Annotated in this window: 15 protein-coding genes; 6 read left to right on the plus strand and 9 right to left on the minus strand. The window is 60.8% G+C overall.

Going from position 1 to position 12,843, the window contains the following annotated elements:
- Both MOV76_RS35150 and MOV76_RS35155 read right to left on the minus strand, forming a co-directional pair.
- On the minus strand, positions 1 to 145 hold a 145-nt coding region (locus tag MOV76_RS35150), incomplete at its 3' end, for an SDR family NAD(P)-dependent oxidoreductase (protein WP_247266266.1).
- A 121-nt stretch (positions 146 to 266) separates the two neighbouring features.
- Positions 267 to 1,721 carry a cobyric acid synthase gene (locus tag MOV76_RS35155; protein ID WP_115157659.1) on the minus strand — a complete coding sequence of 485 codons (1,455 nt, stop codon included), beginning with the start codon at positions 1,719 to 1,721 and terminating at the stop codon, positions 267 to 269.
- A gap of 649 nt (positions 1,722 to 2,370) precedes the next feature.
- Between MOV76_RS35155 and MOV76_RS35160 the strand changes: the two genes are divergently transcribed.
- Both MOV76_RS35160 and MOV76_RS35165 read left to right on the plus strand, forming a co-directional pair.
- The gene (locus MOV76_RS35160; protein WP_018242409.1) at positions 2,371 to 3,372 is read left to right on the plus strand and encodes a glycine betaine ABC transporter substrate-binding protein; all 1,002 of its coding nucleotides are present in this window, start codon (positions 2,371 to 2,373) and stop codon (positions 3,370 to 3,372) included.
- A 19-nt stretch (positions 3,373 to 3,391) separates the two neighbouring features.
- Complete coding sequence (locus MOV76_RS35165; RefSeq protein ID WP_028733111.1) at positions 3,392 to 3,754, plus strand: hypothetical protein; 363 nt, start codon at positions 3,392 to 3,394, stop codon at positions 3,752 to 3,754.
- An 86-nt stretch (positions 3,755 to 3,840) separates the two neighbouring features.
- Here the strand turns inward: MOV76_RS35165 and MOV76_RS35170 are convergent, their stop codons facing one another.
- The gene (locus MOV76_RS35170; RefSeq protein WP_003540537.1) at positions 3,841 to 3,996 is read right to left on the minus strand and encodes a hypothetical protein; all 156 of its coding nucleotides are present in this window, start codon (positions 3,994 to 3,996) and stop codon (positions 3,841 to 3,843) included.
- Positions 3,997 to 4,150: 154 nt separating this feature from the next.
- Positions 4,151 to 5,092, minus strand: a complete 942-nt coding sequence (locus MOV76_RS35175) for a LysR family transcriptional regulator (protein ID WP_018242411.1) — start codon at positions 5,090 to 5,092, stop codon at positions 4,151 to 4,153.
- A 73-nt stretch (positions 5,093 to 5,165) separates the two neighbouring features.
- Here MOV76_RS35175 and MOV76_RS40190 point away from each other — a divergent pair, with 73 nt between their 5' ends.
- Positions 5,166 to 5,354, plus strand: a complete 189-nt coding sequence (locus MOV76_RS40190; protein WP_018242412.1) for a hypothetical protein — start codon at positions 5,166 to 5,168, stop codon at positions 5,352 to 5,354.
- A 111-nt stretch (positions 5,355 to 5,465) separates the two neighbouring features.
- Here MOV76_RS40190 and MOV76_RS35180 read toward each other — a convergent pair whose 3' ends face one another.
- Positions 5,466 to 6,074 carry a LysE/ArgO family amino acid transporter gene (locus MOV76_RS35180; RefSeq protein WP_032998455.1) on the minus strand — a complete coding sequence of 203 codons (609 nt, stop codon included), beginning with the start codon at positions 6,072 to 6,074 and terminating at the stop codon, positions 5,466 to 5,468.
- A 100-nt stretch (positions 6,075 to 6,174) separates the two neighbouring features.
- On the opposite strand from MOV76_RS35180, the gene MOV76_RS35185 reads away from it, so the two are divergent.
- Positions 6,175 to 7,068 carry a LysR family transcriptional regulator ArgP gene (locus tag MOV76_RS35185; protein ID WP_115157399.1) on the plus strand — a complete coding sequence of 298 codons (894 nt, stop codon included), beginning with the start codon at positions 6,175 to 6,177 and terminating at the stop codon, positions 7,066 to 7,068.
- Between the two features lie 39 nt (positions 7,069 to 7,107).
- Here MOV76_RS35185 and MOV76_RS35190 read toward each other — a convergent pair whose 3' ends face one another.
- The 4 genes from MOV76_RS35190 to MOV76_RS35205 all read right to left on the minus strand — a co-directional run bounded on the left by MOV76_RS35190 (position 7,108) and on the right by MOV76_RS35205 (position 8,801).
- Positions 7,108 to 7,467, minus strand: a complete 360-nt coding sequence (locus tag MOV76_RS35190) for a hypothetical protein (protein ID WP_115157398.1) — start codon at positions 7,465 to 7,467, stop codon at positions 7,108 to 7,110.
- Positions 7,468 to 7,577: 110 nt separating this feature from the next.
- Positions 7,578 to 8,060, minus strand: a complete 483-nt coding sequence (gene greA, locus MOV76_RS35195) for a transcription elongation factor GreA (RefSeq protein ID WP_018447271.1) — start codon at positions 8,058 to 8,060, stop codon at positions 7,578 to 7,580.
- Between the two features lie 214 nt (positions 8,061 to 8,274).
- A complete protein-coding gene (locus MOV76_RS35200) occupies positions 8,275 to 8,460 on the minus strand; it encodes a DUF3008 family protein (RefSeq protein WP_028733115.1) in 186 nt (61 codons plus the stop codon).
- Between the two features lie 107 nt (positions 8,461 to 8,567).
- Positions 8,568 to 8,801 (minus strand): DUF2171 domain-containing protein, encoded by a 234-nt coding sequence (locus MOV76_RS35205; protein ID WP_012757858.1) that lies wholly within the window; start codon positions 8,799 to 8,801, stop codon positions 8,568 to 8,570.
- A gap of 353 nt (positions 8,802 to 9,154) precedes the next feature.
- Here MOV76_RS35205 and MOV76_RS35210 point away from each other — a divergent pair, with 353 nt between their 5' ends.
- Positions 9,155 to 10,468 (plus strand): alpha/beta hydrolase, encoded by a 1,314-nt coding sequence (locus MOV76_RS35210; RefSeq protein ID WP_018242418.1) that lies wholly within the window; start codon positions 9,155 to 9,157, stop codon positions 10,466 to 10,468.
- A 47-nt stretch (positions 10,469 to 10,515) separates the two neighbouring features.
- Entirely contained in the window at positions 10,516 to 12,672 is a 2,157-nt protein-coding gene (locus MOV76_RS35215; protein WP_247266265.1) for a mechanosensitive ion channel family protein, read from the plus strand.
- Positions 12,673 to 12,843: the final 171 nt, after the last annotated feature.

The following is a 12,843-nucleotide window of genomic DNA, read 5'->3' on the forward strand; positions in this document are numbered from 1 at the left end:
CCAGCGTCGCCGCCCTGCGTCCGTTGACGATGACATGCGCGCCGGCCTCGGCAAGGGCGCGCGCCATCTCGAAGCCCAGACCACGGCCGCCGCCGGTCACGAGCGCCACCTGACCTGCCAGTGAAAATCTATCCAATATGCTCATGGTTTTCGTCGCTCTCAACCGGGTCCGTCGCGACAATTAATGGACTCAGTCAACTAATTTGGCAATAGCCGAACGACGAGACCGGATGACGGTGAGGCAGCCCGTCCGGTACACATCCGGCCTAACCGAGCAGCCCGGCCAACCAGCGCGAATCGAGGTGGCGTTCCAATTCCCCGGCGACGTCGTCGAGCGCCTGCTCGACGCTCTCGCGGTAATTCCTCCGCCCACCTGATAGGCCGAAGCTTTGAAGCAGCCGGTCGCGATAGGCGTCGCTACCGAAGAGCCCGTGCAGATAGGTGCCCATGATCCGACCGTCGGCCGACAGCGCGCCGTCGGGCGCGCTGTCAATGATCGCCGAGGGCCGATCGCAATCCGGGCCGCGGGTGATGCCGAGATGGATCTGGTAGCCGGCAAGCGGCGCGTCATATTCGGTCGAGCGAGCCTGGCTGTTCCGCACGGTCTTCTCCGGCGCCATCTCGGTCTCGATGTCGAGCAGCCCAAGCCCCGGCGTCTCGAGCGTCCCGCCCTCGATGCCGAGCGGATCGCGCACTGTCCGGCCGAGCATCTGGTAGCCGCCGCAGATGCCGATCACCCGGCCGCCGCGCCTGACATGCGCCTTGAGATCGCGGTCCCAGCCCTCAGCCCTGAAGTCGGCGAGATCCGATATCGTCGATTTCGAGCCGGGAAGCACAACGAGGCTCGCATCGGCAGGTATCCGCTCGCCTGATCGCACGAACACCAGCTCGACATCCGGCTCGGTCCTCAGCGGATCGAGATCGTCGAAATTGGCGATGCGCGGCAGCACCGGCACGGCGATCTTCAGCGCGCCCGTCCCGCCCCTCGCCAGCCGTTCGAGCACGACAGAATCTTCGGCCGGCAGGCGTCCCGCACCCGGCAGCCACGGCACGACGCCGAAGCACGGCCAGCCGGTAAAGCCCTCGATGGCGCGGATGCCGTCGTCAAACAGCGAGACGTCGCCGCGGAACTTGTTGATGATATAACCCGCAATCATCGCCCGGTCGCCATCGTCGAGGATTGCATGCGTGCCGACCAGCGAGGCGATGACGCCGCCGCGGTCGATATCGCCGACGAGCACGACAGGCACGCCCGCCTGCGTCGCAAAGCCCATATTGGCGATATCGCCGGCCCTGAGATTGATCTCTGCCGGCGATCCGGCACCCTCGACGATAACGAGGTCGGCGCCCGCAGCCACTTTTTCGAAGCTCTCGAGCACGGCGCCGAGCAACTGTGGCTTCAGCCGCTGGTAGTCGCGCCCCTTCGCCTGGCCGAACACCCTGCCCTGCACGATGATCTGGCTGCCATTCTCCGATTGCGGCTTAAGCAGCACCGGATTCATGTGCACCGAGGATGGCGTGCGCGCGGCCAGCGATTGCAGCCACTGCGCCCGGCCGATCTCGCCGCCGTCATCGGCGACCGCCGCATTGTTCGACATATTCTGGGGCTTGAACGGCCGGACCGTCAGCCCGCGATTGGCCGCCAGCCGGCAGAGGCCTGCAACCAGAACCGTCTTGCCGACATCGGAGCCGGTTCCCTGCAGCATGATCGCTCTTGCCATGGTGGCCCGCATCCGCCTCTCGTTCGGGCGAGGCCTACAATAGGCGGTAATCCCGGGTCAAGACTTGCCCCAAAGTTCCGTGCCGCAAACGCGAAAACCGCGCATGGCCTTGGCTCTGCGCGGTTTGCCGAAAACTCAGGCGTCTTCGCCCCTACACGGCGAAGCTCGCTTTCTCCGGTACGCACTACCTGAACCAGAGAAGCGGCGGTCATTGCTGCCACGACCCAACTGATAACGGCACATTCTTACCGGAGGGTTATTGAAGGCTTACGCAAATGTTAATTTTGATCTTTTTTGACATTCTCGTCGAAATTTCTGCCGAAGATCCGCCGCCGATCGCGAAGAGCGTGCATTTCGCCCAGGGGCGCCATTTTCGGGATCTTCACATAAATTCTTCGAATTCAATCATTTAGTCACGCAACCATGAGCAGAAGATGGTTGATTTCTGCGAGCGAACGCGTAGGCTCCGTCATAATGCGCCATTGTTGAACATGGCCTGCGACGAGTTGCCGGAGCCGCAAGGACGGACGGTGCCATGAACCGGAAAGCCTGTTGCTGTATCGCCCGGCAGGCGTTTTCCCCTCAGGTGCCAGAGATATATGTCGGTTGATTTCAGAGCCTGCGCGTCCGCCTAAGAAGAATTCGGGGAATGACGATGAAGACGTTTCTGATTCCGGCCGTCTTTGCCGCGGCTCTTTCTACCGTTGCGCCGGCTGAAGCAGCCGAATGCGGCACCGTTTCGATCGCCGAAATGAAATGGGCCTCGGCAGGAATTGCGGCGAGCTTCGACAAGATCATCCTGGAAAAGGGCTACGGCTGTTCCGTCACCATTGTCGATGGCGACACCCTGCCGACCTTTGCCTCGATGAATGAGAAAGGTACCCCTGACATCGCCTCGGAATACTGGATCAATTCCGTCAGGGCCCTGCTCGATCAAGCCGTCAACAGCGGCCGGCTGGTGCAGGGGGCCGAAATCCTGGCTGACGGCGCCGTCGAGGGTTGGTGGATCCCGAAATTCATCGCCGACGCCCACCCCGACATCCGCTCGGTCGAAGACGCGCTGAGACATCCCGAGCTCTTCCCCGCCGAGGACGACCCATCGAAGGGCGCAGTCTACAACTGTCCCGCCGACTGGAGCTGCCAGATATCAACCACCAACCTGTTCAAGGCGCTTGCTGCCGACAAGAAAAGCTTCGAGCTTGTCGAAACCGGCAGTCCCGAACAGTTGGATGCCTCGATTGCCCGCGCTTTCGAAAACAAGGTCGGCTGGCTCGGTTATTACTGGGCGCCGACCGCCATCCTCGGCAAATATGACATGACGCGCCTGAGCTTCGGCGTCGGCCACAACAAGAACGAATGGGACCGCTGTACCGCAGTTGCTGGCTGCGCCAGGCCGCAGTTGAATTCCTATCCGGTCTCGCGCGCCTTCACACTGATGACCCGGTCTTTCGCCAGCCGTGCCGGACCTGTCACGACCTATCTCAAGACCCGCAAATGGGACAATGAGACGATCAACCAGGTGCTCGCCTGGCAGGACGAAAACCGCGAAAGCAACGAGGATGCCGCGATCTATTTCCTTCGCAATTACGAGGGCCTGTGGACGAAATGGGTGCCTGTCGATGTAGCCGAGAAGGTCAAGGCGAGCTTATAACGACAAGACACGAGCAAGCATGGACGATTCGATGACAGGCAATGTTCCCTTTCCCGACCGCGATACCGTTGCGGAAAAGCTTGCCGCGCTGTCGGAGACCGACAAGTCGTATGTGGCGCTACTGATGGAAAACGCCGCCCAGGACGACAACCTGCTCGACGGCCTGCGCCGCCATCTCGATCTTGCCGCCGGATCGCGTTTCCTGAACTCGCTGAAGCTCGAAAATCTGGGAATTTGGCTCGGAACCCAGGCGCCGGACCGGTTACAGATCCGACTGATGGAAACCGCCCGCTCCAGCCAACATCCCGCCTACCAAGCCTTCCGGACCGGTCTCGACCGATCCGGCGGGCTGGAAAAGGTTTATCCCCCGGTCATCCGTTAGGATGGTCCGGCCCCGGTCATCCGTTAAGATGATCCGACTCCGGTCAGCACCTGATCCGGCGATTCTGGCAGCGATCTGAACGGTCGTTACTTCTTCGCGGCGCGGTCGACTGAGCGGCCGGCATCCTGCGTGGCGTTCACGGTATTTGCTGTATCCTTTCCTATGCCGCGGATCGTGTTTCCGCAGGAGGAAAGGGCAAGAAGAACCATCAAGGCTGCGGCAATTTTGGCCGTTGTCGTCATCTCGGATATCCTTGTTTGAAATCAACCCCGAACGGCGACAATTGCCGTCCGCGCCGATAACGCACGACAAACCAAAAGGTTCACCGGCTAGAAGGATACCTGTCAGACTATCCGCGCATAATCCTTTGCGAAAATCGAATCGGATTTTCGGGGATTAGGCGGCGACCGCCTTTGCTCTCTCGGCAAAGGCGCCGCGAATGCTGTCGGCCACCGTCTCGATCGGCCCCGACACCTGCGAGGCGGTTAGCAGCCGGATATCGAAGGCGCCGAGTTCCGGCAGCCCTTCCTGAGGCCCGAGGATCGCCATGTCCTCGTTGACATAGGACAGCGGCAGTGGCGCGATGGCGAGATCAGAAAGCACGGCGGCGCGCTGCGCCATCGTGTGGCCGCTGAGATAGGCGACGCGATAATGCCGCTTGTTGCGTTCGAGTTGGGAGAGCGCCTCCTGGCGCCAGATGCAGCCATCCTCCCAGATCGAGATCGGCAGGGGATCTCGGCGATGCGCCGAACCGCACCTGGCGCCAGCCCAGACCAGCCGCTCGCGGAACACGACCTCGCCGCCCGTCGGGAACGGCCGTGTCGCACAGTTGATCAACGCGAGGTCGAGCCGCTGCTCCTCCATGCGCTTCTTCAGTCCGATGCTCATGTCGATCGTCACATCGACCATGATGCCGGGATAGCTCTCGGCGAAACTCTTCAGGATGCTCGGCAGCAGCCGTTCGCCGATATCCTCAGGCGCGCCGAGCCGCACGACGCCGCTAAGCTCCGGCATGATGAAGCGCGACACCGCCTCGTTCGACAGCGCCAGGATGTTGCGCGCGTAGGACAGCAACATCTCGCCGTGGCGCGTCAGCGATACCGAGCGGGCGTCGCGCAGAAACAGTGTTGCCCCCAGTTGTTCTTCAAGTTTCTTGATCTGCATCGACACCGCCGATGGCGTGCGGAAGACCGCCTCTGCGGCGGTGGAAAAATTGCCTGTCTCTGCGATAGCCACGAAGGTACGCAGCACCTCGTTATCAAGCAGCGGAATGGGACGGCGAAAGGGAATGCTCATCGTCGCATCTTTCAATTTTTCTGATTCATAACCCCATATCATTTTGTTTGATTGAATGTCAATTGACCCTCATATTTCGGGCGTCGGCAGCTAAATGCAGCAAAGGAGGCCCGACATGCCTCAAACAAACATCTGGAATATCGTACAGGCCCTTTCCGCATTCAAGTCGCAGAGGCGCAGGGATGCGAACCATGAGCATGCGCTCCGAGAGCTAAGGCGCTTTCCGCCACATCTGCTGGCAGATTGCCAGCGCGAGCTAGAGTTGACCGTCCCGGAGCGCCGCGCGTGCGATGGGACGCGGTAGAGACGCTTCATCCCTTTGAATCCGCTCAGGATCTGGGCACATCGATGCCGGTCAACTCGCAACGTCTTACTCGACTTGCGACGCAGCGGATGATCGACGGTCGAACGCCGATCACATCCCGCCCAGCAGTTTGAACGCTATGATCCACATCGTGAAAGCGACGAGCGTTTCCAGCATGCGCCAGGATGAGGGTTTCGAGAAGATCGGCCGCAGCCGCTTTGCGCCATATCCGAGCGAAAAGAAGAACAGGAAGGAACCCGTCACCGCCCCTGCCGCAAAGGAAACCTGCTCTCCCGGATATCGCGTCGATATCGTGCCGAGCAGCACGACCGTGTCGAGATAGACGTGGGGATTGAGCCAGGTGAGTGCGAGGCAGGTCGCCAGCGTCTGCCGAAAACTCGACGACTTTGCTTCCCCGGCCGTCAGAGCAGCGGACGACCGCAAGGCGGAATAGAGGCTTCTTGCCCCGTACCAGACCAGAAATGCGGCTCCGCCATAGCGCATGACCGGGTCGAGCCAGGGCATGAACCTGGCGATCTGCTGGAGGCTGGTCACACCAAGTACGATCAGCGCGGCATCCGATACCGCGCATGCGAGGCAGACGGCAAAGATATGTTCGTTTCGCAAGCCTTGGCGGAGGATGAAGGCGTTCTGCGCGCCAATGGCGACAATCAGGCTGAGGCCCATCATCAAGCCGGTTATATAGATCGAAAAATTCATCTCTTCGGCCAACGCCCCTCATTTCGGTAAGGTTGCGCTATCGCGATTGGGAGAATTAGGCTAGTTAATCTGACTTACCTAGATTAAGTGAAACTAATCCATGCTCGACTATCCCGCACTTCGTGCCGTCGCAACCATTGTCCAGACAGGCAGCTTCGAGAGAGCCGCGACCGTCCTGAGCGTGACCCCGTCGGCCATTTCGCAGCGCGTGAAGCAGCTCGAGGAGCGTCTCGGCGTCGTCCTCATCGTCAGAGGCACGCCGTGCACGGCGACGGAAAAGGGAGAATGGCTCTGCCGCCATATGGAGAATGTCGGCATGCTCGAAGCAGAACTCTTCGGGCAGCTGCCGGCCCTCATCGATCCCGACGAACCTCGCCAAAGGGTCACGCTTCAAATCGCGACGAACGCCGACAGCCTCGGGACATGGTTCGTCGAGGCCATGTCGAGTTTCGCCAGGAGCTCTTCCTATCTGCTGAACGTCGCCGTCGACGACCAGGACCACACCGCCGAATGGCTACAGCGCGGGCGGGTGATCGCCGCTGTCACCAGCCTGGAAAAGCCGGTCCGCGGATGCCGACGTTTTGCACTCGGCATTCTGCATTACCACGCAACTGCAACGCCCGATTTCGTCGCACGGCACTTTCCGCATGGCGTGACATCAGAGGCAATCCGCAACGCCCCGGCGCTGACCTTCAATCAGAAGGACAGGTTACAAAGCAGTTGGGTGCGGCGGATGTTCGGACGCGATCTCGACTATCCTACCCATTGGCTGCCGTCGCCGCAAAGTTTCGTCGAAGCCAGCCTCTCGGGCATGGGTTGGGGAATGAACCCGACCCAGCTGACCCGCGAGCATCTCGCGTCCGGACGGCTGGTCGAGCTGATGCCCGACACACCGCTCGATGTCCCGCTCTACTGGCAGATAAACCGCCTCGCCGCCGATCGCCTGGCGGATCTGACGCGCGAAGTCGTCACAGTGGCCAAGCGCCGTCTTTGACGCGTCACTCAAGAATGCAGCAGAACCGGGTCCCTTTTATCAAACGTAAGCCGTGCGGCTGCCGAACTCACTGGTCTCGTCAAAATTCGTCGTGCCGATACGCTCGCTTTCGCCGGAAAATTCTTTCGGAGCGTCACCGGCAGGCTTCGATGCAGCAGACGCCTGAGTTTGGCTGCTCTCGCTCGCTTCGAGCTTGGCAATCTTCGCTTCCAGCGTATCGATGGATTTTTCGATCGTGGCCTTCTCTTGCTCGTCCTGCGTTTCCGACAGGGCTGCCTTCTTTTCGGCAAGCTGTGCCTCGAGAGAGGCAAGCTGATCCGACGAACTGGAAGACGAGGTTGTAGCGGCTGAACTCAAAATGGTGGATGCAGAACTGGAAATTGCGCTGACCATGAGCATGACTTTCGATGGTGGAATGTCATCGTTCTAGCCACGGATGGTAAAGGTTCGATAAATAAAGTACCGGATAGTACCAAAATAACGGGGATGGCTACGCAAATAGCGCGCTCCTATGCGATGGCGATGATTTCCAGTTCCTGGCCGCCTGTCTCCACCACATCGCCGACAGCCTTGCCCATCAGCAACCGCGCCACCGGGGAAACGTAGGAAATCGATCCGGCCTTGGGATCGGCTTCGTCCTCTCCGACGATACGATAGGTCTGCACGCGCCCGTCGTCACGGCGGAAAGTCACCGTGCTGCCGAAGGCGACGGTGTCGATTGACGTAGGGTCAGGCACGAGCTGGGCGGTGCGAAGTCTTGCGGCTAAGTAGCGAAGATCACGCAAGGGATTGGCTGTCTGCCGCCGCCGTTCGTTCACGTCGTCGATGGTGCTCGCGCCATCATAGGCCTCGCGAGCCTCTTTGAAGCGCAGCTCGAGAGCCTTCAGTCCTGCTTCCGTAACAAGGTTCGGATGCGCCGAAATCGGACGATCGGGCAGCAGGGTTTCCGAAGCGGTTTCGAAACTCTCTTCCTTGGTAAAAGCGACGGCCAATCTCGGACTCCGTTTTAGCGCGATGCGCTCTTCTAGCTGATGGGCAATTGCCGCGAAACGATTGTCGGAACCATACACCGACCGCGGACGAACCGCCAATCTCGGTTGATAGGCGGCCGGCGCCGGCGGCAGAGGCAGCCCGCTTTCAAGGTCACCGCCCCGTAGCTGTTAAGCGGCGGAAACGTTCAGCAACACATGGCGGTGCTCGGCACCCTCATTTCGAAACGTGCTGGGGTTTGCCCTTCCTCTTGGTTGAGGCGAACTCTTCGAGCTGCTTTTCGCTCATGGATTCGACCATTTGTTTCGAGGCGCCTTTGAGTTCACTCTTGGGTGTCTCGCCGCGCTTGGCCGAGAGGGCGGCGCCTGCGGCCTTCTGCTGGGCCCTGGACTTGGCTGGCATATCGATCTCCTATCGCTTGAACGGGCGGTGGCCGGCGTCAAAGTCATCATGCTCTAACTATCCTGTTCTAAGGAGGCTGCGGCCCGCAAGCCGCAGCCGACCGGCTGTCAGTTGATGGTGGCCCACTGGCTTCGAACATCCCTGGCGTTCTTCGACAGATGGACGTGAGCATCCACGTGATCGACCCAATCGATCGGGATCAAGTGGTGCTTGCCGTCCTCCGAATCGAGCTTCGTCAGCTTGATGCGCGTGGGGCCGTCGAGATGATCGACTGTGCCGACATGGGTGCCGTCGGCAGCCCGCACTTCCATATGTTCACGGATCTGCTCTGCGGAAATCATCGTTTCCTCCTTTGCATCATTGTCAGGTACGAAGCGGCAACGAGGTGGAGCAGACTTGGTTCCCAACACGCGCGACCGTGTTCAATCAGCAGTCACGTCCCAATTGTCGTCCGGGTTGAAGGTCCGGATGCCAGTTCGCGAGGCGGGAGCGGCGGTGCCCGATAAATCGGCGTCGGCTGCTCCCACCGTCTCGGATCTGCAACCCCGCTGACACTGTCTCTGCGTAACATACCCCGATTATACGGGTAACGTCTCCGATCTTCGCGTAGTCTGGCCTTGTGCAGACTTCGACCGCCGCGGCGTGCGGCGTCGAGGCCTGCTTGAACTCGGCAGAGTTATGAGGAGCAGCCGCAGTGAGCACAGCAAGATGTCATGATGGCCGAATTCAACCGAGACTTTACCCAGGTCTGGAATGGATCTTGGCTCTCCTGCTGCTCTGCGTATTGGTCGGATGTGGCGGCCACCCGAAGAATGTGCTCATCCCCGTTGCCGACAGCGCGCCGAATTCCACCAAGGTCGACATGCTAGTGACCACGACGCGCAGCCGCTCCACGATACGGGGCGAAATGTTTACAGGCGAGCGCGCACTCGCCCCGGCCTTTGCCGACATCACCGTATCCATCCCTCCTGCAAACGTCCGAAAGGTCGGCGAAGTCGCCTGGCCGAAGAGGCTTCCATCCAATCCCGCAACCGATTTCGCAACCTTGAAAGCCGACGAGATCACGCGCGACGACGCAAAGAAATGGCTGAGCGCCTCGGTCAGGAAGAGCCACGACCGCAGCGTGCTGGTGTTCATCCACGGTTTCAACAACCGCTTCGAAGACTCCGTTTATCGCTTCGCTCAGATCGTCAAGGATTCCGGCGTCCATAGTGCTCCCGTGCTCGTGACATGGCCGTCGCGCGGCAGTCTGCTTGCATACGGATATGACAGGGAGAGCACGAACTACACGCGCAACGCATTGGAGATGCTCTTCCAATATCTCGCCAGGGATCCTGAAGTGAAGGAGGTGTCCATCCTCGCGCATTCCATGGGGAACTGGCTGGCGCTGGAAGCGCTTCGCCAGATGGCGATCCGCAACGGCCGCCTCCCTGCCAAGTTCGAGAATGTGATGCTGGCCTCGCCCGACGTGGATGTCGATGTCTTCCGCCAGCAGATCGTCGACATGGGCAAGCAGCATCCGCAGTTCACCTTGTTCGTCTCGCGAGATGACCGCGCGCTCGCAGTATCCCGCAGGGTATGGGGTGACGTCGCGAGACTCGGCGCCATCGATCCCGAGCAGGCTCCCTTCAAGAAGGAACTGGCCGACAGCCAGATCACGGTGATCGACCTCACCAAAGTCAAAGCGGGCGACAGACTGAACCACGGGAAATTTGCAGAATCGCCCGAGGTTGTTCAGCTGATCGGAGCGCGGATTTCCGACGGCCAGACGCTGACTGACAGCAAGGTCGGGCTCGGGGACAAGATCCTTGCCGCAACAACGAGCACGGCCGCCGCAGCGGGCAGCGCAGCCGGCCTGATCCTTGCCGCCCCGGTCGCAGTCGTCGATGCCGACACCAGAGATAATTATGCCGGCCAGGTCAGCGGCCTCACGGGTCCTATGGGCAAACAGCAGCGGGCGCCCGACTGCACTGCCGGAGGCCGATCGAAGGAGTCGTGCAGGCAATAGCGGTTCAGGAATTGGCAACTGACAGTTCACAAAGATCAGGATAGACAATGCCACGAGTTTCCAAGATCCGCATGGTTAGATCGCTTCTCACGGCGGCCGCCCTGGCGGCCGTTCTCCTTTGTGCCTCCATTGCCGTGGCTCAGAGCGTGACGCCTGCGAACGCGCAGCCTGAAAGCGTTCAACGCTTCATTGGGATGTTCTCGGATCCTGACGTCCAGCGCTTCCTGCAACAGCAGTCCCAAGCAGCCCAGGCTGCGGCGAAACCGCCCTTGGCAACCCCGAACGCCGACCCTTCATTCTCGGAATTCGCGATGCGGTTCCGTGTCCACGTTTCCGGCCTTCTCGGGGCTATCAAGTCTTTTCCTTCGGAGACGATGCGTGGTGCGGGCATACTCAACCAGGACGTCCAGGCGAATGGCGGGACGAGGCCGATCTTCCTGGTCGCGGCCTTCGTCGCTGTCGGTCTGGCCGCGCAATGGCTGTTCTGGTGGATCAGCGCCGGCTGGCGCGCATGGATGGCGCGCGCGCCCTTTGCCACGGTCCGCGAGAGGGTGGTGGCACTGGCCGCGAGGCTTCTGTGGGCGGCATGTTACGTCCTCTCCTTCGGGCTTGGCAGCATCGGCTTCTTCCTGCTGTTCCAATGGCCGCCTGTTATCCGGGAGATCGTCGTCGGCTATCTCTTCGCGATCGTCGTCTTCCGCCTGGCGAGCGCGCTTTTCGACGTGCTTCTCGCGCCCCGGGCAGAGGAAGAGGGTCGATTCCGTGTCGTCCCGATCACGAAGGATGCCGCCCGCCACTGGGCGAAACGCCTGGGCTATCTCGTCGGCTGGTATGCCTTTGGCTGGGTGACCATCCGCCTGCTCGGCACTCTCGGCTTTTCCGACCCGGCCCGGCAACTGGTCGCCTATTCGCTTGGCCTCGTGCTGCTCGTCATCGGCATCGAAGCCGTTTGGAGACGCCCGTCCGGATTGTCTGCCGGCCAAGCCAGCCGGATCGGACTACGCGCCCGGAACTGGCTCTGGACGGTCTATTTCGCTGGCGTCTGGCTGCTGTGGGTGGTGGGAGCCATGAAGCTGTTCTGGATCGCGGTGGTCTGCGCGGCGTTGCCCGGCGCCATCGCCCTCACCAAGGCGTCGGTTAACAATATCCTGCACTCTTCCGCGGACGAGGAGGACGGCCAGCAAAGAAGCACCGTCGCTTCGGTGATTATCGAGCGCGGCATAAGGGCGGCGCTGATCATTGGTGCGATCGTTCTGCTTGCGGACGCCTTGGACGTCAGGCTGACGCAGATGACGATGCAGGATTCGCCGCTTCTCCGCCTCGTGCGCGGTCTCCTCAGCGCCGGGATCATTCTCCTGGTTGTCGATCTCGCCTGGAATGTGGTGAAAGTGCTGATCGATCGCAAGCTGGGCGACACCGAGGCCGTCCTTGAAGTCGGCAGCGAACGGGAGCGGCGGCGCACGCGTCTCAGGACCCTGCTGCCGATCCTTCGCAATTTCCTCATGATCCTCTTCGTCGCCATCGCGATCATGATGGCGCTGTCATCGCTCGGTGTGGAAATCGGCCCATTGATCGCCGGTGCCGGCGTAGTTGGCGTCGCCATCGGCTTTGGTGCGCAGACCGTGGTCAAGGACGTGATCAGCGGGATGTTCTACCTGCTCGACGACGCCTTCAGGGTGGGCGAATATATTCAGAGCGGCAGCTACAAGGGCACCGTCGAGTCCTTCAGTTTGCGATCCATCAAGCTCCGGCACCACCGCGGCGCCGTCTACATCGTCCCCTTCAGCGAGCTCGGAGCAGTCCAGAACATGAGCCGCGACTGGGTGATCGAGAAGATGACTATCACCATCACCTACGATTCCGACATCGAGAAGGCCCGCAAGATCATCAAGAAAATCGGCCTGGAACTGTTCGAGGATCCGGAATTCAAACCGACGACGATCGAGCCGCTGAAAATGCAGGGGATCGACAGCCTGGGTGACTCCGGCCTGCTCCTGCGGATGAAGGTCATGACGCTTCCGGGCCAGCAGTTCACGCTGAAGCGGCGCGCCCTGCGGATGATCCATCAGGCGTTCAACGAAAACGGCATCAAGCTCGCCGTGCCAACCGTCCAGGTCTCGGGCGGAAAGGACGACGCTGTTGCAGCCGCTGCCCAGCAGACGCTCGCGGCGCATAGTGCGGCGAGCGCCACGAACCCGGCCTGAGCGCGGCATTCTTCAGGCCCTTAAACAAGACACGAAAGCAATGGGAGGAAATGAAATGAAGTTCCCGGTCAACCTATCGCATGTGCTTGCGACACTTGCCGTGCTGATGACGGTCTGCGCGCCCCTCCTCGTACCGGCGACGGCCGAAGCCCGTCGCGGCGCTGCGGCCTG

The sequence above is a fragment of the Rhizobium sp. PRIMUS64 genome (assembly GCF_023006465.1).
Lineage (GTDB): Bacteria > Pseudomonadota > Alphaproteobacteria > Rhizobiales > Rhizobiaceae > Rhizobium > Rhizobium leguminosarum.

Coding starts and splice junctions, on each gene's coding strand:
- MOV76_RS40190 (WP_018242412.1), top strand. CDS start 5,166: ATGCCTCAAACAAACATCTGGAATATCGTACAGGCCCTTTCCGCATTC.
- MOV76_RS35200 (WP_028733115.1), bottom strand. CDS start 8,460: ATGCCAGCCAAGTCCAGGGCCCAGCAGAAGGCCGCAGGCGCCGCCCTC.
- MOV76_RS35170 (WP_003540537.1), bottom strand. CDS start 3,996: ATGACGACAACGGCCAAAATTGCCGCAGCCTTGATGGTTCTTCTTGCC.
- MOV76_RS35190 (WP_115157398.1), bottom strand. CDS start 7,467: ATGCTCATGGTCAGCGCAATTTCCAGTTCTGCATCCACCATTTTGAGT.
- MOV76_RS35180 (WP_032998455.1), bottom strand. CDS start 6,074: ATGAATTTTTCGATCTATATAACCGGCTTGATGATGGGCCTCAGCCTG.
- MOV76_RS35205 (WP_012757858.1), bottom strand. CDS start 8,801: ATGATTTCCGCAGAGCAGATCCGTGAACATATGGAAGTGCGGGCTGCC.
- MOV76_RS35155 (WP_115157659.1), bottom strand. CDS start 1,721: ATGGCAAGAGCGATCATGCTGCAGGGAACCGGCTCCGATGTCGGCAAG.
- MOV76_RS35215 (WP_247266265.1), top strand. CDS start 10,516: ATGCCACGAGTTTCCAAGATCCGCATGGTTAGATCGCTTCTCACGGCG.
- MOV76_RS35165 (WP_028733111.1), top strand. CDS start 3,392: ATGGACGATTCGATGACAGGCAATGTTCCCTTTCCCGACCGCGATACC.
- MOV76_RS35160 (WP_018242409.1), top strand. CDS start 2,371: ATGACGATGAAGACGTTTCTGATTCCGGCCGTCTTTGCCGCGGCTCTT.
- MOV76_RS35185 (WP_115157399.1), top strand. CDS start 6,175: ATGCTCGACTATCCCGCACTTCGTGCCGTCGCAACCATTGTCCAGACA.
- MOV76_RS35175 (WP_018242411.1), bottom strand. CDS start 5,092: ATGATATGGGGTTATGAATCAGAAAAATTGAAAGATGCGACGATGAGC.